At 67.9% G+C, this 17,883-nt stretch carries 14 protein-coding genes and 1 riboswitch; of the genes, 9 read left to right on the forward strand and 5 right to left on the reverse strand.

The genetic code is table 11. The features are described from left to right. Positions 1–7: 7 nt before the first annotated feature. On the reverse strand, positions 8–523 hold the full coding sequence (gene cobU, locus IEW98_RS03570) for a bifunctional adenosylcobinamide kinase/adenosylcobinamide-phosphate guanylyltransferase (RefSeq protein WP_279380338.1): 516 nt from the start codon (positions 521–523) through the stop codon (positions 8–10). 25 nt (positions 524–548) lie between these two features. Further along, positions 549–753: riboswitch (cobalamin riboswitch) on the forward strand. Positions 754–914: 161 nt separating this feature from the next. Here cobU and IEW98_RS03575 point away from each other — a divergent pair. From IEW98_RS03575 to IEW98_RS03615, 9 genes are read left to right on the forward strand one after another with little or no spacing between them, the layout of a single operon-like run. Further along, a complete protein-coding gene (locus IEW98_RS03575) occupies positions 915–2,813 on the forward strand; it encodes a TonB-dependent receptor plug domain-containing protein (protein WP_188761562.1) in 1,899 nt (632 codons plus the stop codon). After that, positions 2,813–3,799, forward strand: a complete 987-nt coding sequence (locus tag IEW98_RS03580) for an aminotransferase class I/II-fold pyridoxal phosphate-dependent enzyme (RefSeq protein WP_243450537.1) — start codon at positions 2,813–2,815, stop codon at positions 3,797–3,799. The genes IEW98_RS03575 and IEW98_RS03580 overlap by 1 nt, the downstream gene beginning before the upstream one ends. A gap of 2 nt (positions 3,800–3,801) precedes the next feature. Next, complete coding sequence (cobO, locus tag IEW98_RS03585) at positions 3,802–4,413, forward strand: cob(I)yrinic acid a,c-diamide adenosyltransferase (RefSeq protein ID WP_188761563.1); 612 nt, start codon at positions 3,802–3,804, stop codon at positions 4,411–4,413. Further along, positions 4,413–5,207, forward strand: coding sequence for an ABC transporter substrate-binding protein (locus IEW98_RS03590; RefSeq protein ID WP_188761564.1), 795 nt, complete (start codon positions 4,413–4,415; stop codon positions 5,205–5,207). Before cobO ends, IEW98_RS03590 begins: the two co-directional genes overlap by 1 nt. A gap of 11 nt (positions 5,208–5,218) precedes the next feature. After that, positions 5,219–6,127 carry a cobalamin biosynthesis protein CobD/CbiB gene (locus IEW98_RS03595; RefSeq protein ID WP_188761801.1) on the forward strand — a complete coding sequence of 303 codons (909 nt, stop codon included), beginning with the start codon at positions 5,219–5,221 and terminating at the stop codon, positions 6,125–6,127. Beyond that, positions 6,115–7,563, forward strand: coding sequence for a cobyric acid synthase (locus IEW98_RS03600; RefSeq protein WP_188761565.1), 1,449 nt, complete (start codon positions 6,115–6,117; stop codon positions 7,561–7,563). Before IEW98_RS03595 ends, IEW98_RS03600 begins: the two co-directional genes overlap by 13 nt. Beyond that, positions 7,560–8,558 carry a nicotinate-nucleotide--dimethylbenzimidazole phosphoribosyltransferase gene (cobT, locus tag IEW98_RS03605; RefSeq protein WP_188761566.1) on the forward strand — a complete coding sequence of 333 codons (999 nt, stop codon included), beginning with the start codon at positions 7,560–7,562 and terminating at the stop codon, positions 8,556–8,558. The genes IEW98_RS03600 and cobT overlap by 4 nt, the downstream gene beginning before the upstream one ends. Further along, positions 8,558–9,331, forward strand: coding sequence for an adenosylcobinamide-GDP ribazoletransferase (locus tag IEW98_RS03610; protein ID WP_188761567.1), 774 nt, complete (start codon positions 8,558–8,560; stop codon positions 9,329–9,331). The genes cobT and IEW98_RS03610 overlap by 1 nt, the downstream gene beginning before the upstream one ends. Then, entirely contained in the window at positions 9,328–9,882 is a 555-nt protein-coding gene (locus IEW98_RS03615) for a histidine phosphatase family protein (protein WP_243450538.1), read from the forward strand. The genes IEW98_RS03610 and IEW98_RS03615 overlap by 4 nt, the downstream gene beginning before the upstream one ends. An 88-nt stretch (positions 9,883–9,970) precedes the next feature. Here the strand turns inward: IEW98_RS03615 and IEW98_RS03620 are convergent, their stop codons facing one another. From IEW98_RS03620 to IEW98_RS03635, 4 genes are all read right to left on the reverse strand, one after another. Further along, a complete protein-coding gene (locus IEW98_RS03620) occupies positions 9,971–11,080 on the reverse strand; it encodes an NADH:flavin oxidoreductase/NADH oxidase (protein ID WP_188761569.1) in 1,110 nt (369 codons plus the stop codon). 76 nt (positions 11,081–11,156) lie between these two features. Beyond that, positions 11,157–12,065, reverse strand: coding sequence for a transglutaminase family protein (locus tag IEW98_RS03625; RefSeq protein ID WP_188761570.1), 909 nt, complete (start codon positions 12,063–12,065; stop codon positions 11,157–11,159). Further along, positions 12,062–14,599, reverse strand: coding sequence for a circularly permuted type 2 ATP-grasp protein (locus tag IEW98_RS03630; RefSeq protein WP_207792496.1), 2,538 nt, complete (start codon positions 14,597–14,599; stop codon positions 12,062–12,064). Before IEW98_RS03630 ends, IEW98_RS03625 begins: the two co-directional genes overlap by 4 nt. Beyond that, complete coding sequence (locus tag IEW98_RS03635) at positions 14,589–17,849, reverse strand: transglutaminase family protein (RefSeq protein ID WP_188761803.1); 3,261 nt, start codon at positions 17,847–17,849, stop codon at positions 14,589–14,591. The genes IEW98_RS03630 and IEW98_RS03635 overlap by 11 nt, the downstream gene beginning before the upstream one ends. Between the last annotated feature and the right edge of the window lie 34 nt (positions 17,850–17,883).

A 17,883-nucleotide genomic window follows, 5' to 3' on the forward strand; every position in this document is an offset into this window, starting at 1 on the left:
ACAGCTTCTATTTCAAGCGCAGGGTGAGACCGGCGGCGACGAAGAACACGGTATCGGCGAGTGCGGCGACCTGTTGGTGGAGACGGCCGGCGGCGTCGCGGAATTGCCGTGCAAGGGCGTTGTCGGGGACGATGCCGAGGCCGGTTTCGTTGCTGATGAGGATGACCGGGCACCGGGCGGCGGCGAGGGCGGCGAGGAGCGCGGCCTGGGCGGCCGGGAGGTCTGCGTCCGAGAGAAGGAGGTTGCTGGTCCAGAGGGTCAGGCAATCGACGAGGACGATGTTGCCGAGGACGGCTTCGCGGGCGATGGCGGCGGGCAGGTCGAGCGGGCAGTCGGTGGTGCGCCAGCGCGGCCCGCGGTCGGTGCGATGACGGGCGATACGGTCGGCCATTTCGGCGTCGAAGGCTTGGCCGGTGGCGAGATAGGCGAGCGAGCCGTGTTGGCTTTCGGCCATTTCCTGCGCCAGGCGGCTTTTGCCCGAGCGGGCGCCGCCGAGGAAAAAGGTCAGGGAATTCTTGGTCACTCTTGCCCTTTCGGCGGCGGACGCATATCGGGCCTATGCGACAGGTTTCCAGAAATGGAAATAATAGGGAACCCAGAGGCAGATTTCGTTTCTGCAAACCGGGGCTGTGCCCGCAACTGTGACCGGATAGCGGTCGCCCCAAATTGCCACTGATTGCGCAAGCGATCGGGAAGGCGGGGCGGACGCAGCGACCCGGGAGCCAGGAGACCTGCCTGTCGCGGTCGGTCCATTGTGCAGACGGGGTGTTCTGTGTGATCGAGGTTCGCCTCGCGTGACGACATCGAAGGAGGTGGCGTTGCGCGAAGGGTCGATCATGACCGTTTTGCCAGGCTTTCTGCCGTGTCCGGGTAACCGGGGCACGCCCTCTCCTGTTGTTCAACCAGGAGGCCAAATGCGCAATCTTTCCTATCTTCTGCTCGCTACTGTGTCGGTTCTTGCTACCGCGGGCCATGCCGACGAGGCACCCGATACCATCGTCGTCACCGCCAATCGTTCGCCGCAGCCGATCGAGCGGGTCGGACAGTCGATAACGGTCATCGATTCCGCCGAGATCGCGCGCCGCCAGACGGCGAACGTCGTCGATATCCTGCGGACCGTTCCCGGCGTGGCGATCTCGCGCAATGGCGGTATCGGGTCGTCGACCTCGGTTTACATCCGCGGCGCCGACAGCGACCAGACGGTGGCGTTGATCGACGGCGTCAAGCTGAACGATCCGTCGTCGCCCGGCGGCGGCTTCAACTTCGGCAATCTGCTGGTCGGCAATATCGACCGGATCGAGGTGCTGCGCGGATCACAGTCGGTGCTGTGGGGCAGCCAGGCGATCGGCGGCGTCATCAACATGATCACCCGCCAGCCAAGCGAAGACCTGGCGATCAATGCGCACGGCGAATATGGCTATCGCAACACGGCGCAGATCGTCGGCAATGTCTCGGGCAAGGCCGGGCCGCTGTCGGCAAGCGCCGGGGCGGGATATTTCCGCACCGATGGCATCTCGAACTTTTCCGAGGATCGCGGCGGCACCGAGAAGGACGGCTATGAGAATTTCGGCGCCAATGCCAATCTCAACCTGGCGCTGAGCGAGGCGATCTCGATCGACGCGCGCGGCTGGTTTTCAAACGGCGAAGTCGGCATCGACGGTTTCCCCGCACCCAGCTTTGCCTTTGGCGACACGCTCGAGACGTCGACGGCCCGCGAGATCGTCGCCTATACCGGGATCAACGCGGCGTTGCTGGACGGGCGCTTTCGCAACCGGGCCGGCTTTGCGTTCACCGACTCGCGGCGCCGCAACGACGATACCGGCACCGAGACCTTTGCCGGTGACGGGCGCAACGAGCGGTTCGAATACCAGGGCGTATTCGACATCGCCAAGGGCTGGCAGGCGACGGCCGGGCTCGAGCGCGAGACTTCGCGGTTCTCGACGTCGAGCTATGGCGGGCCGGTGACCAAGGGGCGGGCACGGCTTGACAGCATCTATGGCCAGTTGCTGGCGTCGCCGGTGGCCGGGATGACGTTGACGGCCGGCGTGCGGCACGACGATCATGATCGCTTCGGTGGTGCGACGACGTTCGGCGGTAGCGGCGTTTATACGGTTGCAGCCACGGGCACGACGATCCGGGCGAGCTATTCGGAAGGCTTCAAGGCGCCGTCGCTGTTCCAGTTGCAGAGCGAATATGGCAATCAGGCGCTGCGGCCGGAACGGTCGACGGGCTGGGATGCGGGGATTACGCAGCGGGCTTTGGATGGCGCGATCGAGGCCAGCGCGACCTATTTCAAGCGCGATACCACCGACCTTATCAACTTCGTGTCGTGTTCCCGGCCGCTGACCGGGATCTGTGCCGGGCGGCCGTTCGGCACTTATGACAATGTCGCGAAGGCGCGCGCCGACGGCGCCGAGTTGGTGCTGGCGTTGCGGCCGGTCGATGCGCTGCGGGTGCAGGCCAACTATACCTATGTCAACGCCGTCAACCGGTCGCCGGGGAACGTCAATTTCGGCAAGCTGCTGGTGCGGCGGCCGCAGCACAGTGTCAGCACGGTGGTCGATTACCGCTGGCCGTTCGGGCTCGAGACGGGAGCGACACTGACCCATGTCGGCGCCAGCTTCGACAATGCCAACAACAAGCGCAAGGTCGAGGGCTATGTGCTCGCCGATATTCGGGCTTCGTTCCCGATCACCACGGGCGTCGAGGTCTATGGCCGGATCGAGAATTTGTTCGACGAGCGTTATGAGACGATCTTCCGCTATGGCCAGCCCGGGCGCGCCGGTTATGCTGGGGTGCGATTGCGCTACTGATGACAGGGATGCGCGCCAGCATCGCGCCGTTTGCCGTTCATGGCGGACGGATCGAGCTGGCGCGCGCCCGATTTCCCGGCGGGGCGGGTTGGATCGACTTGTCGACAGGGATCAGCCCCTGGGCCTATTCGTTTTCGGTCGATGCCGGGGCGTTGTTGCGGTTGCCCGAGCCGGGGGCGTTGGCGGGGCTCGAACAGGCGGCGGCGGCGGTGTTCGGCAGTGTGCCCGCCGAGACAGTGGCGGTGCCGGGGAGTGATTTGGCGCTGCGGTTGGTCGGGCAACTGGCGGGGGCGCGGACGCCGGCTGTCGTTGGGCCGGGATATTCGGGGCACCGGGCGATGTGGGATGATGCGGCGATGCTGGCCGACGTTCCTGAGACGGGGCATGACGCGGTCGTGCTGGCGCGGCCGAACAATCCCGATGGACGGATGATCGATTTTGATTTGCTGGCGGGCGCGGCGCGGCGGCTGGCGGCGCTGGGGGGCTGGCTGGTGGTCGACGAGGCGTTTGCCGATGCGGGGGATGAAGCGAGCATTGCCTCGCTGGGCTGGCCGGGGACGATCGTGCTGCGGTCGTTCGGCAAGTTTTTCGGGCTGGCCGGGCTGCGGCTGGGATTCGTGATTGCGCCGGCACCGATGGCGGCGGCGCTGCGGCGGTTGCTGGGGGATTGGCCGGTATCGGGGCCGGCGATTGCCATCGGGACGGCGGCGTATGGCGATCATGCCTGGCAGGCGGCGCAGCGGGTTCGGCTGGCCGACGCGGCGGGGCGGCTGGATGGGCTTTTGACGGGTGCGGGATTGGCGGTGGTTGGCGGGACTTCGTGTTTTCGGCTGGTCGATACGGCCGATGCGGCGGGGCTGTTCGTGCGGCTTGCCGGCCATAGCATCCTGACCCGGCCTTTTGCCGATGACGGGCGGCGATTGCGGATTGGACTGCCTGTGGATGAGGTTGCCTTTGCGCGCCTTGGCGTTGCACTCGGGAGATGACGATGACCGAAACCGACGAGGATTTTGCTGTTCATAACGCGCGGATGAAGCGCGTGCAGGCGGCGCGCGAGCGGATGCAGGCGCGGCGGACGCTCGAGCGCGGGCTGTTGATCGTTCACACCGGCAACGGCAAGGGCAAGTCGTCGTCGGCGTTCGGCATGGCGATCCGCAGCCTTGGCTGGGGGATGAAGGTCGGCATCGTCCAGTATGTGAAGGGCGGTTGGGAAACGGGGGAGAAGACTTTTTTCCAGGCCAATCCGGACCTGCTGACGTTCGAGGTCATGGGCGAGGGGTTTACCTGGGACACGCAGGACCGGGCGCGGGATATCGCGGCGGCGCGGGCGGCGTGGGAGCGGTCGAAGGCGCTGATCCTTGATCCGGCGTATGAGTTCGTCATCCTCGATGAGCTGAATATCGTGTTGCGCCACGATACGCTGCCGATCGGCGAGATTGTCGCGTTTCTGAAGGAACGCCCGCTGACCAAGCATATCTGCATTACCGGGCGTGATGCGAAACCGGAGCTGATCGAGGTTGCCGATCTGGTGACCGAGTTCGCCGAGGTCAAGCATCCGTTCAAGGCGGGTTTCAAGGCGCAGAAGGGCGTCGAATATTGATGCGAGTTATCGGCCTGGCGCTGGTGTTGGCGGGTGCTCCGGTGGAAGCGGCGCCGCGGATCGTGTCGATCAATCCGTGTGTCGATGCGATATTGATGCATGTTGCCGACCCGGGCCAGATCGCGGGGATCAGCCATTATTCGAAGGATCCGCGCGCGAGTTCGATCACGGTCGCCCAAGCGGCGCGGTTCAAGGCGACGTCGGGGACTGCCGAGGAAGTGGTGGCGCTGGCGCCCGATATCGTCATTGCCGGGGCGCATGTGGCGCCGTCGACGATCGCGGCGCTGCGGCGGATGAATATCGCGCTGCTGCAGCTGGGTGTGTCGGAGAGCCTTGCCGAAAATCGGGTGCAGATTGCGCAGATTGCGGCGGCGGCGGGGCATGTGGGGCGCGGGGCGCGGTTGAATGCGCGGATCGATGCGGCGGTGAAGGCGGCGCATACGGCGGGGTCGGCGGTGCCGGCGCTGATCTGGCAGGGCGGTGGGCTGGTGCCGGGGACCGAGACGCTGGCCGATGAGCTGCTGCGGACGACGGGGTTTCATAATCTGAGCAAGGATTATGGCTTGAAGCGCTGGGACGTGTTGCCGCTGGAGCATTTGGTTGGGCGGCCGCCGCGGGTGTTGTTTTCGGTGGGCGATGCCTCGGGGACCGACAGGATGCTGGGGCACCGGGTGCTGCGGCCGCTGGCCGGGCATATCGCGGTGCGGGAATATCCGGAGCGGCTGATGCATTGCGGCGGGCCGACGATCATAGAGGCGGTGGGGCTGCTGGCGCGGGTGCGGCGGTCGCTTTGAACCGGGGTGAGCTGTTGTTGGTGGTGCTCGTTGCCGAGGCGGCGCTGGGGTATCCGGCGTGGTTGTTTGCGGCGGTGGGGCATCCGGTGAGTTGGGTGGGGGCGTTGATCGGGGGGCTTGAGCGGCGGTGGAATGCGGGGGGGGCGGGGCGCCGGCGGGCTTTCGGGATGCTGTTGCTGGTTGTGCTGGTTGGGGTTGCGGGCGGGGCTGGTTGGGCGGTGACGTTCTTGGTCGGGGAGGGGTGGGGCGTTGCCTTGCTCGTGCTTGTGGCGACTGCGGGGTTGGCGCAGCGCAGCCTGTACGATCATGTGGCGGCGGTGGCGCGGCCGCTTGGCGCGGGCGATCTGGTGGCGGCGCGGGTGGCGGTTGGGGCGATCGTTGGGCGTGATACCGGGGCGCTCGATGAGAGCAGGGTTGCGGTGGCGGCGATCGAGAGCCTGGCGGAGAGTTTTTGCGATGGTGTGGTGGGGCCGGCGCTGTGGTTCCTGGTGGGCGGGCTGCCGGGGCTGTTGATTTGCAAGGCGATCAATACGGCGGATTCGATCGTCGGGCACCGGGATGCGCGGCATGGCGATTTCGGCTGGGCGGCGGCGCGGGCGGATGATTTGGTGATGTGGGTGCCGGCGCGGGTGGCGGGGTTGCTGGTGGCGGCGGCGGGCGGGGGCGGGTTGCGGGTCATGTGGCGGGATGCGGGCAAGCATGCTTCGCCGAACGGGGGTTGGCCGGAGGCGGCGATGGCGGGGGCGCTCGGGGTGCGGCTGGGGGGAGCGGTCTCCTATGATGGTGAGTTGGCGCAGCGGGCGGTGCTGGGGGATGGCCGGGCGCCGGGAGTGGCGGACCTGGCGCGCGGCTTGCGGATTTATGTGCGGGCGTGCGGATTGCTGTGGGTGGTGGTCGGGGGTGCGGCATGGCTGCTGTGATGTTGCAGGGGACGGGGTCGGACGTGGGCAAGTCCGTGCTGGTGGCGGGGCTGTGCCGGTTGTTCGCCAATCGCGGCATGACGGTGCGGCCGTTCAAGCCGCAGAACATGTCAAACAATGCGGCGGTGACGGCCGATGGCGGCGAGATCGGGCGGGCGCAGGCGTTGCAGGCGCTGGCGTGCCGGACGCCGCCGACGACCGACATGAACCCGGTGCTGATCAAGCCGCAGTCGGATACCGGGGCGCAGATTATCGTGCATGGCCGGGTGATGGGGAATCTGGCGGCGCGGGAATATCAGGGGCGCAAGGGGGAATTGCTGGGCGCGGTGCTGGAGAGTTATGCGCGGCTGCGGTTGGGGGCCGACCTGGTGATTGTCGAGGGGGCGGGGAGCCCGGCGGAGATCAATCTTCGCGCTGGGGATATCGCCAACATGGGGTTTGCGCGGGCGGCTGGGGTGCCGGTGGTGCTCGTTGGCGATATCGACCGGGGCGGGGTGATTGCGTCGATCGTGGGGACGCGGGTGGTGATCGAGCCTGAGGATGCGGCGATGATCAGGGGGTTCCTGATCAACAAGTTTCGCGGCGATGTGCGGCTGTTTGATGATGGCTATGCCGAGATCGCGCGGCGGAGCGGCTGGCCGGGACTGGGGGTGGTGCCGTGGATCGCGGCGGCGCGGGCGTTGCCGGCGGAGGATGGCGTGGTGCTGGAGACGGCGGGCGAGACCCAAGGGGCGGTGACGATTGCGGTGTTGATGCTGTCGCGGATTGCCAATTTCGATGACTTCGATCCGTTCGTGCACGAGCCGGGGGTGCGGCTGGTGTTCGTGCCGCCGGGGCAGGCGGTGCCGGTCGAGGCGGCGCTGATCGTCATTCCGGGGACCAAGTCGACGATTGCCGATCTGGCGTTCCTGCGGGCGCAGGGGTGGGATGTGGATATTGCCGGGCATGTGCGGCGGGGCGGGCATGTGCTCGGGATTTGCGGGGGATATCAGATGCTGGGCACGAGTGTTGCCGATCCGGATGGGGTCGAGGGGCCGGTGGAGACGGTGGCGGGGCTGGGGTATCTGCCGGTTGAGACGGTGTTGACGGGGGACAAGCGAGTTTCTGCGGTCGTGGGCGTGAGCGTTGCGGATGGAGCGGGTTTCGCAGGGTATGAGATTCACTCGGGGCGGACCGTTGCGGCGGCTGCGCCCTTGCTGCGGTTCTCGGATGGGAGCGGGGATGGCTGTTCGGTCGGGCGGGTCGCCGGGTGCTATGTCCATGGGTTGTTCAATGCGCCGGCGCAGCGGGCGGCGTGGCTGGGGCGATTGGGGGTTTTGTCGGACGGGGTTGACCAGGGGGCGCGGGTGGACGCGGCGCTCGATGCGCTGGCGGCGGCGCTGGACGAGCATGTCGATACCGGGGCGTTGATGGACATTGCGAGGACGGCGACATGATCGACGAAGGCGCGGCCTGGGCGCGGATCGATGCGTTGGCGCGGCCGCATCGCAGCCTTGGGATGCTCGAGACGCTGGCGGTGCGGCTGGCGGTGATCCAGCAGCGGCTCGACCCGGTGACGCGGCCGCGGTGTGTGGTGTTGTTTGCGGCGGATCATGGGGTGACGGCGCAGGGGGTATCGGCGTGGCCGTCGGCGGTGACGGGGGCGATGGTGGCGACGATCGCGGCGGGGCGGGCGAGCAGCAATGCGTTGGCGCGGGCGCATGATTGTGCGTTGCGGCTGGTCGATGTGGGGGTGGCTGCGGCATTGGTGGGGCCTTCGCCGGATTTCTATCGGGCGGCGGCGGTTGGGCCTGGGACGGCGGATCTTTCGCAGGGGCCGGCGATGACGGTGGCGGACTTCGATCGGGCCTGGGCGGTGGGGTCGGATGAGGCGCGGCTGGCGATTGCGGCAGGCAATGCGGTGTTGATCGCGGGGGAGATGGGGATCGGGAATACGACGTCGGCGGCGTGCCTGACGGCGTTGCTGGCGGGGATCAGTGCCGACGAGGCAGTCGGGCGCGGGGCCGGGGCGGATGATGCGATGATGTCGGTCAAGGTCGCGGTCGTGGCGGCGGCCGTGGCGCGGGTGGCGGGCGGTGATGCGCGGGGCGCGATTGCGGCGTTGGCGGGGTTCGAGATTGCGGCGATGGCGGGGTTTTATGCGGCGGGGGCGGCGGCGGGGGCGACGGTGTTGCTCGATGGCTATGTGGCAACGGCGGCGGCTTTGATGGCCGAGCGGCTGGCGCCGGGGAGCGTGCGGAATTTCATCGCGGGGCATCGGTCGGCGGAGCCGGGGCATGGGGCGGCGCTTGCAAAGTTGGGGCTGGAGCCGTTGCTTGAATGGGGGATGCGGCTGGGCGAGGGGAGCGGGGCGCTGGTGGCGTTGCCTTTGCTCGATAGTGCGGCGGCGATCATTGGCGATGTGGCGTTGTTGTCGGAGCTTGGCGGCTGATGGCCTGGTGGGTGCCGCCATTGCTGGCTGTGCAGTTTTTGACGCGGGTTCCGGTGCCCGGATTGCGGGGGCTGGGGGCGGCGGAGGTTCGGACCGGATTGGTGCGGGCGGTGGGATGGTTTCCGCTGGTCGGGGCGCTGGTCGGGGCGGTTACCGCAGCGGTTGCCGTGGGCGGTGCGAGCGTGTGGCCGGTGCCGGTTGCGGTCGTGCTGGCGCTGGTGGTCGAGGCGCGGCTGACCGGGGCGTTTCACGAGGATGCGGTGGCGGATTTCTGCGACGCGTTCGGCGGGGGGCAGGAGCCCGGTGACGTGCTGCGGATCATGAAGGACAGCCGGATCGGCAGCTATGGCGCGCTGGGGTTGATGCTGGCGGTCGGAGCGCGGGCGGGGTTGATGATTGCGGTGCTGGAGGGGTTTGCGCCGCTGGTCGCGGGGTTGGTGGTTGTTGCCTCGGCGAGTTTCGGGCGGTTGCTGGCGGTGGGGATGATGGCGATCGTGCCGCCGGCGGGGGCGGGGCTGGGCAAGGATATCGGGGCGGGCGTCGGGGCGGGGTTGCTGGGAATGGCGGTGGTGACGGCGGTGCCGGGGGTGATGCCGTTGGCGTTGCTGGCGCCGTTGGCTGTTGCCGGGGCGATTGCGGCGGGGCTGGTGTTCGCGCTGTGGTTTCGCGGGCTGCTGCTGCGGCGGATCGGCGGGAGCACGGGGGATTGCCTCGGGTTTGCGGCCTATGCGGGGCAGTTGATGATGCTGCTGGCGGTGACTGCGGGACGGTGACGGTCTTGCTGGTGCGGCATACCGAGGTGGCGCTGGCGTGGCGGGGGCGATGTTACGGGCGGTCGGATATGGGGTTGAGCCGGGTGGGGGCCGCGCGGGCGGCGGCGTTGGCGGGTGGATTGGCAGGGTGGCGGCCGGATGTGGTGGTGCATTCGGGGCTGCGGCGAAGTGCGGTTTTGGCGGTGCGGATTGCGGGATTGGCGGGTGTTGCGGTGCACGAAGATGCGGCCTGGGGTGAGCGTGATTTCGGGGATTGGGAGGGACGGAGCTGGGCGGCGATTTATAGGGAGTCGGGGGATGCCATGGACGGGATGGTTTTGGCGCCGGGTGTTTTTCGGCCGGGAGGGGGCGAGACGACGGATGAGATGGGCGACCGGGCGGGGCGGGCGTTTTCGGGGCTGCCGGCGGGGCGGGTGATTGTCGTCGGGCATGGGGGGCCGGTTGCGGCTTTGCGGGGGCGGCTGTCGGGGGTGCCGGTGAGTGAGTGGCTGGGGCTGATTCCGGGGTATGGCGAGGCTGTGGAGGTTGACCTGGCGGCGGCTGGGGCGTGAACTTTGTGCGCTAGGGGATTGGCTTTTCGTCCAAAGAGAAGCAGCTGGGTCCCGGGTCAAGCCCGGGATGACAAATTTGCGGGGGCGATCAGCTTGGGGGGTTGAAGAGGTCCTTGTAGCGGCGGGGTTGGCTGCGGAGATATTGGTTGGGGACGGTGATGCGGGCACCGAGGGCAGCGGCGGCGTGCCAGGGCCAGCGTGGGTCGTAGAGGATGGTGCGGGCTAGTGCGATCATGTCAGCGTCGCCGCCGGCGATGATGGCTTCGGCGTGCTCGGGTTCGGCGATGAGGCCGACGCCGATGACGGGAAGGCTGGTGGCCTGCTTGACGGCGCGGGCGAGGGGGACCTGGTAGCCGGGGCCGACCGGGATCTGCTGGCGCGGGTCGAGGCCGCCGCTTGATACGTGAATCGCGGAACAGCCGCGCGCTTCGAGGGCCTTGGCGAACTCGATGGTCTGGTCGGAGTCCCAGCCGCCGGGGACCCAGTCGGTGCCGGAAACGCGCATGGTAACGGGCTTGGCGGCGGGGAAGGCCTCGCGGACGGCGTTGAAGACTTCGAGCGGGAAGCGCATGCGGTTTTCGAGGCTGCCGCCGTATTCATCGTCGCGGTGGTTCGATAGCGGCGACAGGAATTGGTGGAGCAGATAGCCGTGGGCGCCGTGGAGCTGGATGGCGTCGATGCCGAGACGATCGGCGCGGCGCGTTGCGGCGACGAAGGCATCGCGGATGCGGTCCATGCCGGCGCGATCGAGCGCGGTCGGCGGGTTTTCATGGGCTTCGAACGGTTCGGCGGACGGGGCGACGGTCTGCCAGCCGTTTTCGGCATCGGGTGCGATCTGGGCATTGCCGAGCCAGGGCAGGTCGGTCGAGGCCTTGCGGCCGGCATGGGCGAGCTGGATCGCGACCGGCATGTCCGAATGGCGGCGGATGCTGGTGAGCACCCGTGCCATCGCAGCCTCGGTGGCGTCGTCCCACAGGCCGACATCGGCCCAGGAAATGCGGCCCTCGGGGACGACGGCGGTGGCTTCGATGGTCAGCAGCGCGGCGCCCGAGAGTGCGAGATTGCCGAGGTGTATGAGGTGCCAGTCGGTCATGCAGCCGTTCACGGCGGAATATTGGCACATCGGCGCGATGACGATGCGGTTGCACATCGCTAGGTTGCCGATGGTGATCGGTCGAAAAAGTCTGGGGCCGCTCATGGACTCGGGCTTTCGATTATGGTTCCGATTCAACGCGCAGCGGCGGCGAATGGGTCAGGCCGCGCAAGAGTACGGCTTATGCGTCGCTGAGCAGCAGGGCGGCGGCGACGAGCTCGGTTTCGGGGACGACATCGACTTCGACCTTGATGTGCTGGCCGCCGGGGGCGAGGATGATGCCGTCGATGGGGGCGACATCGGAATAGTCGCGGCCGATGGCGAGGATGATGTGATCGCCCAAAGCGAGGACGGCGTTGGTCGGGTCGAAGCCGATCCAGCCGTTGGCGCCGCACCAGACCGAGACCCAGGCGTGGGTGGCGTCGGCGCCGGCGAGGCGTGGCCGGCCGGGGGGCGGGTTGGTGCGGAGATAGCCGCTGACATAGGCAGCGGAAAGCCCGAGTCCGCGCAGCCCGGCGATCATGATATGGGCGAAATCCTGGCAGACGCCGTGGCGGGCCTCGAAGGCCTCGATGGCGGGCGTGGCGACGTTGGTTGCCTCCGGATCATAGGTGAATTCGGCGTGCATCCGGGTCATCAGGTCGCGCGCGGCGTCGACGATCGGGCGGCGGGGCTGGAAGCTGATGCGGGCATAGTCGGTGATCATGGCGGCGGTGGGGGTCCGGCGGGTCGGATAGAGATAGGCGGCGGGGCCGGCCTCGGTGAGCAGCCGGCTTTCGAGCGCGGCGATGCGCACGTCTTCCCATGGGGCGCTGCCGGCGGGGTCGATGGTGCGGGTGTCGACATCGACGCGCGAGCGGGCCTCGATGACGAGCCGGTCGTGCGACTGGTCGATGACGAGGGTGCGGGTTTCCTCCCCGAAGGCACCGCGGCCGATGACGAGGCCGGCGGGTGCGGGGGAGACGGCGGTACTGCTGTCGAGCAAACGCTGGGTAGGCGTGGAGGCGGGCGTCAGGCGGAGCACGCAGCGCGCGAAACCGACGGGCTTTTCATAGCTGTAGGTCGTCTTGTGGCCGATCGTGTAGATCATCCCATGCTGGCCAGCTTGATGGTCGGGACAGCGGTGGCACCCTGCAGGAAATAGCGGTCGGCGATGGCGCCGGAGAGGTACATCAGGGTCTTTTCGAAGAGGCGGATCTTTTCGATGGTCAGGTAGGAAGCCTCGGTGGTCTCGATGTCGGTCGACAGCGGCAGCAGCAGCCGCAGCGGTTCCTCGATCATGCCGTCGTCCTGCAGGGTCGGTAGCGCCTTGAGATGGTGCTTGATGGTTTCGACCTGGAAGGCGAGCGAGCGGGTGTTGAAGCAATCGAGGACGACCATGTCGCGAACGGGGATCATCGCGATGCCGACAAGGTAGCGGGCGCGGTAGCTGATCTGGCTGTCGATGAGGTCGAGCAGCAGGTCGAGGTCGTCGGTCGTCGCGTCGTCATGGGCGAAGGTGCGCGCCATGCGGCAGGCGTTTATGCCGCGTTCGAGGCGGCGGCCCATGTCGAGGAAGCGCCAGCCGGCGACGCGGTTCATGTTTTCCTGCGACAGGCCCGATAGCGCGGCGAGGATCTGCAGGGCGCTTTCGACCTGCTCGAGCGCTTCGGCTTCGGATTGCGGGGCGCGGTGGGCGTCGGTGAGCTCGGTTTCGAGGTTGAGAAGGAGCGCCCAGAAATCGGCGGACAGGCGCTCGCGCATGCTGGCGGCGGTTCGCCTGGCGGCGCGGACGAGATAGATGACCGAGCCATGGGCGTCCTGGTCGCGCACGGTGCAGCGCGCGGCCTCGAGCGAGCTGCCGGCGGGGGCGTCCTTGTCGAGCGCGCCCCATTCGATCAGCAATTGTTGCAGGCCCTCGAGGGTTTCGCCGCTGCTGTGGATGGCGGAATCGGAGACCATCAGGCTGGTGCAGAGGCTGCGGGCGAGGCGCAGGGTGGCTTCGGCGCGTTCGATGTAGCGGCCGAGCCAGAACAGATTGTCGGCGGCGCGGCTGGGGAGATGGCCGAGGATGCGGCGGACCTTGACGTCGTCCTTGCTGGCGAGAAGCGTGGTGCTTTCGGTGGGCTTGTCGTCGAGCACCCAGACGTCGGCGGTGCGGGCGCTGGCGTCCATCGAGATGGCGCGGACGTCCTTGATTTCGGAGGTGCGGCAGAAGCCGCCGGGCATGATGCGGAAGCCTTCGGGGGTCCAGGCGGCGTAGACGCGGAGGACGAAGGGTGCGGCCTCCAGCCGGTCGCCGCGGAGGACAGGCATGGTCGAGAGGCGGACGACCTCCTGGCCGACATAGTCGCCGGGGCGGTCGTTCAGGCGGGCGCGGAGGGTGGCTCGTTCGGCGGATGACAGGTCGGCGATGAGGCGGGGGCGGGATTTTTCGCCGCTGCCGGCATAGGTGTTGAAGGCGGGGCCGATGACGAGATTGTCGAACTCGCGATCGACGCGCTCGTGCTCGGCGGGTTGCCCGCACCACCAGGTGGCGACATTGGGCAGCTTGAGGCTTTCGCCGAGGATCTGGCGGCAGAGCTTGGGCAGGAAGCCCAGCAGCGCGCGCGATTCGATGACGCCGGTGCCGGGCATGTTGACCATGGCGACGCCGCCGGTGCGGATGGCCTCGAGGATGCCGGGGGTGCCGAGGTGGGAGCTGCCGTTGAGCTCGAGCGGGTCGAGATAATCGGCATCGACGCGGCGCAGGATGACGTCGGCGCGCTTGAGGCCGGCGATGGTGCGGACATAGACGCGGCCGTCGCGGGCGACGAGGTCGGCGCCCTGGACGAGCAGGAAGCCGAGGTAGCGGGCGAGATGGGCCTGTTCGAAATAGGTCTCGCTGAAGGGTCCGGGGGTGAGCAGGCAGACGCGGGGGTCGCTGCGATCGGCGCTGGCGACGAGGCCCTTGCGCATGCCGTCGAAGAAGGGCGCGAGGCGTTGGACGTTCATGGAATTGTAGAGGGCGGGATAGGCGCGCGACAGGACGAGGCGGTTTTCGAGGGCATAGCCGGCGCCGGAGGGGGCCTGGGTGCGGTCGTCGAGGACCCACCAGCGGCCATCGGGGCCGCGGCCGAGATCGACGGCGTAAAGCGGCATGTGGCGGCCGCCGGGAGGGGCGACGCCGCGCATGGCCCGGATGAAGTCGATGCTGCCGGTGACGGCGGCGGCGGGGAGGGCGCCGCTCTCGATGAGCTTGGCGGGGCCGTAGATGTCCTGGAGGATGGCTTCGATGAGGGTGGCGCGTTGTTCGACGCCGGCGGCGATCTGCGCCCATTCGCGGTGGCCGAGGATGAGGGGGAGGGGGTTGAGCGGCCAGCTGCGCTCGGTTTCCTCGCCGTAGACGCGGTAGGAGACGCCGGTGTCGCGGATGTGGCGGGTGGCGGCGGCGAAGCGGCTGCGGGACTCGGTTTCGGGATATTCGGCGAAGCCGGCGAGGAGGTTAAGCCAGTCGGCGCGCGGGCGGCGCATGACATCGAACAGCTCGTCGGGAACGCCGGGCAGGGTGCGGTAATCGCGTAGCCATGCCGACAGGCGCGCCGCGGCTTCGGGGCCGAGGTCGCCTTGCTGGCGCGGCGCAGCGCGTGCGGCGTCAGCGGCCACGCGGGCGGCGCAGGTCGAGGGTCATGGGGAATTCCCACGACCGTTCGGAGACCGGGGGCTTGATGACGCCGGGGGTGTGGCCGTGTTCGTCGAAGCGGGCCTTGCGGCGAGCCTGGGCTTCATAGGCGTTGACCGGGACGGTTTCGTAATTGCGGCCGCCGGGGTGGACGACGTGATAGACGCAGCCGCCGATCGAGCGGTTATGGGCGCGGTCGATGATGTCGAAGGTAAGCGGCGCGTCGACTTCGCGGGTCGGATGAAGGCCGCTGCGCAGTTTCCATGCCTTGTAGCGGATGCCGGCGACGGCCTCCATTGCAGTTTCGGTGGGGGTCATCGGCAGGACGCGGCCGTTGCAGGTGATGACATGGCGGTCGGGATTGAAGCCTTCGACGCGGACCTGCAGGCGTTCGACCGAGGAATCGACGAAGCGGACGGTGCCGCCGGCTGTGCCTTCCTCGCCCATGACGTGCCAGGGTTCGAGGGCGTGGCGGATCTCGAGCGCGACCGCACCGTACTGGACGCGGCCGTGCACGGGGAAGCGGAAGGCCAGTTGGGCCTCGTACCAATTACTGTCGAAGGCATAGCCGGCGCCGTTCAAGTCGGCGAGCACGTCCTTGAAATCATTCCAGGCGAAGTGCGGCAGCATGAAGCGATCGTGGAGGCTGGTGCCCCAGCGGACCAGCGGGGCATCGAGCGGCTGGCGCCAGAACCAGGCGATGAGGGCGCGGATGAGCAGCTGCTGCGACAGGCTCATGCGCGCATCGGGTGGCATCTCGAAGCTGCGGAATTCGAGCAATCCCAGACGCCCGGTGGGGCCGTCGGGGGAGTAGAGCTTGTCGATGCAGATCTCGGTGCGGTGGGTGTTGCCGCTGACATCGGTGAGCAGGTTGCGGAGCAGGCGGTCCACGAGCCATGGCGCCGGGCGCTTGCCCTTGGCCGAGGGGATCATGCCGAGGGCGATTTCAAGTTCGTAGAGCGAGTCGTGGCGGGCTTCGTCGATGCGCGGTGCCTGGCTGGTCGGGCCGACGAACAGCCCGGCGAAGAGGTACGACAGTGACGGGTGGCGCTGCCAGTAGATGAGCAGGCTTTTGAGCACGTCGGGGCGGCGCAGGAAGGGCGAGTCGGCGGGGCTGGCGCCGCCGACGACGACGTGCGCGCCGCCGCCGGTGCCGGTGTGGCGGCCGTCGATCATGAACTTGTCGGCACCGAGGCGGACGACGCGGGCGTCGTGGTAGACACCGTTGGTGATGTCGACGGCTTCGCGCCATGACGACGCGGGTTGAACGTTGACTTCGATGACGCCGGGGTCGGGGGTGACCTTGAGCACGCCCATGCGCGCGTCGTCGGGGGGCGCATAGCCTTCGATGCGGATGGGCAGGCCCTCCGATGCGGCGGCGAGGTGCGCGATGAGTTCGAGATAGTCCTCGAGCCGGGCGACTGGCGGCATGAAGACGTAAAGGATGCCGTCGCGGGCCTCGACGTTGAGCGCGGTGCGGACGTGCGGGGGCTGGCGTTTGGTGAGTTTGGGAGCGGCGGCGGGCTGGACGGCTCTATAGTCGGGCAGCGGCTCGCGCTCGACATAGGGGTCGAGCGGGACGATGTGCGGATAGTCCTTGTCGGCGAGCGCCGGCAGGGTGTCGAGCGGCAGGCGCAGCCCGAGCGGGGAGTCGCCGGGGATGACGAACAGGCCCTCGCGGGTGAACTGCCAGGCTTCGCTGAGCCAGCCTTCGCCCTCGAATTTGCCGAAGGAACGACGCAGCGGGAGGACATAGCCGATGGTCTTCGACAGGCCGCCCTGCATGGCGCGGCGCAGGCGGGTGCGGGCGCGGGGATCGTCGATGGCGGCGTCGTCCAAGTCAATGTTGGCGGGGAGGTCGCCTTCGGCCTTGATGAAGTGGATGGCGTCCTCGCGCGCCGGGATGACCATAAAGGGGTCGATGCCGAGGCGGGCGGCGAGGCGGGTGATCAGCGCTTCGGCGTCGGCGATGGTGACGCCGGCCTCGACACGCAGGGGGTCGGAGGCGATTTCGGGCCAGACCGGCAGGCCGTCGCGGCGCCAGTAGAGGCCGAGGGCCCAGCGCGGCAGGGGCTCGCCGGGATACCATTTACCCTGGCCGTAGTGGAGCATGCCGCCGGCGCCGAAGCGATCGCGCAGGCGCTTGAGCAGGGTTTCGGCGATGATCGGCTTGGTTGGGCCCGAGGCGTCGATGTTCCATTCGGCGGCTTCGAAATCGTCGATCGAGACGAAGGTTGGCTCGCCGCCCATGGTCAGGCGGACGTCCTGTTTCTGGAGATCGGCCTCGACCTGTTCGCCGACGGCATCGAGGGCGTCCCAGTCGCCATCCTCGAACGGGCGAGTGATGCGGATCGGTTCAACGAGGCGCGATACAGTCATCGAGAAGTTGAAATCATCGGCCGGACGGCTGGCACCGCCGGTGGTGGCGGCGGCGGAGCGATAGTGCGGCGAGGCGGCGAGGGGGATATGGCCTTCGCCGCACAGGAGTCCGGAGGTGGCGTCGAGGCCGATCCAGCCTGCCCCGGGGATATAGACTTCGGCCCAGGCGTGAAGATCGGTGAAATCGGTCTGGGTGCCGAGCGCGCCTTCGATGGGGTCGATATCGTGCTTGAGCTGGATAAGGTAGCCCGAGACGAAGCGTGCGGCGAGACCCATCCGGCGGAGCAGCTGGACGAGCAGCCAGCCGCTGTCGCGGCACGAGCCGAGGGCCAACGCGATGGTTTCGTCGGGGGTCTGGACGCCGGCTTCCATGCGGACGGTATATTCGACCAGTTGGGAAATCCGGGCGTTGACGCCGACGATGAAGTCGACGGTCGGCTGGCCCTCGGGCCTGAGGCTTTCGAACAGCGCTTCGAGCCGGGGACCGTGGTCGTCGACGGCGAGAAAGGGCGACAGGTCCTGGGCGAGCTGGACCGGATATTCGAACGGCAGGGTCATCGCATAGGGTTCGACGAAGAAGTCGAAGGGGTTGATGACGACCATTTCGGCGGTCATGTCGACGGTGATGCTGAACTCGCGGGTCGGTTCGGGAAAGACGATGCGTGCCAGCCAGTTGCCGTGGGGATCCTGCTGCCAGTTGATGAAGTGCGCCGCCGGCGTGATCTTCATCGAATAGCTGGGGATGCGGGTCCGGGTATGGGGTGCCGGCCTGAGGCGGACGACGTGCGGCCCGAGGGTGACTGGCTCGTCGTAACGATAGGCAGTGACGTGATTGAGGGCAGCGATGACCGACAGGATGATTTCCCAACTTTATCTGGCGCCTCCACAC

Origin of the sequence: Sandarakinorhabdus glacialis, assembly GCF_014643455.1 — a bacterium.
Taxonomy (GTDB): Bacteria; Pseudomonadota; Alphaproteobacteria; order Sphingomonadales; family Sphingomonadaceae; genus Sandarakinorhabdus; species Sandarakinorhabdus glacialis.

Excerpts from the sequence above, each read along its gene's own strand:
- IEW98_RS03575 (WP_188761562.1), top strand. The coding sequence starts at position 915 with ATGCGCAATCTTTCCTATCTTCTGCTCGCTACTGTGTCGGTTCTTGCT.
- IEW98_RS03580 (WP_243450537.1), top strand. The coding sequence starts at position 2,813 with ATGACAGGGATGCGCGCCAGCATCGCGCCGTTTGCCGTTCATGGCGGA.
- cobO (WP_188761563.1), top strand. The coding sequence starts at position 3,802 with ATGACCGAAACCGACGAGGATTTTGCTGTTCATAACGCGCGGATGAAG.
- IEW98_RS03590 (WP_188761564.1), top strand. The coding sequence starts at position 4,413 with ATGCGAGTTATCGGCCTGGCGCTGGTGTTGGCGGGTGCTCCGGTGGAA.
- IEW98_RS03600 (WP_188761565.1), top strand. The coding sequence starts at position 6,115 with ATGGCTGCTGTGATGTTGCAGGGGACGGGGTCGGACGTGGGCAAGTCC.
- cobT (WP_188761566.1), top strand. The coding sequence starts at position 7,560 with ATGATCGACGAAGGCGCGGCCTGGGCGCGGATCGATGCGTTGGCGCGG.
- IEW98_RS03610 (WP_188761567.1), top strand. The coding sequence starts at position 8,558 with ATGGCCTGGTGGGTGCCGCCATTGCTGGCTGTGCAGTTTTTGACGCGG.
- IEW98_RS03620 (WP_188761569.1), bottom strand. The coding sequence starts at position 11,080 with ATGAGCGGCCCCAGACTTTTTCGACCGATCACCATCGGCAACCTAGCG.
- IEW98_RS03625 (WP_188761570.1), bottom strand. The coding sequence starts at position 12,065 with ATGATCTACACGATCGGCCACAAGACGACCTACAGCTATGAAAAGCCC.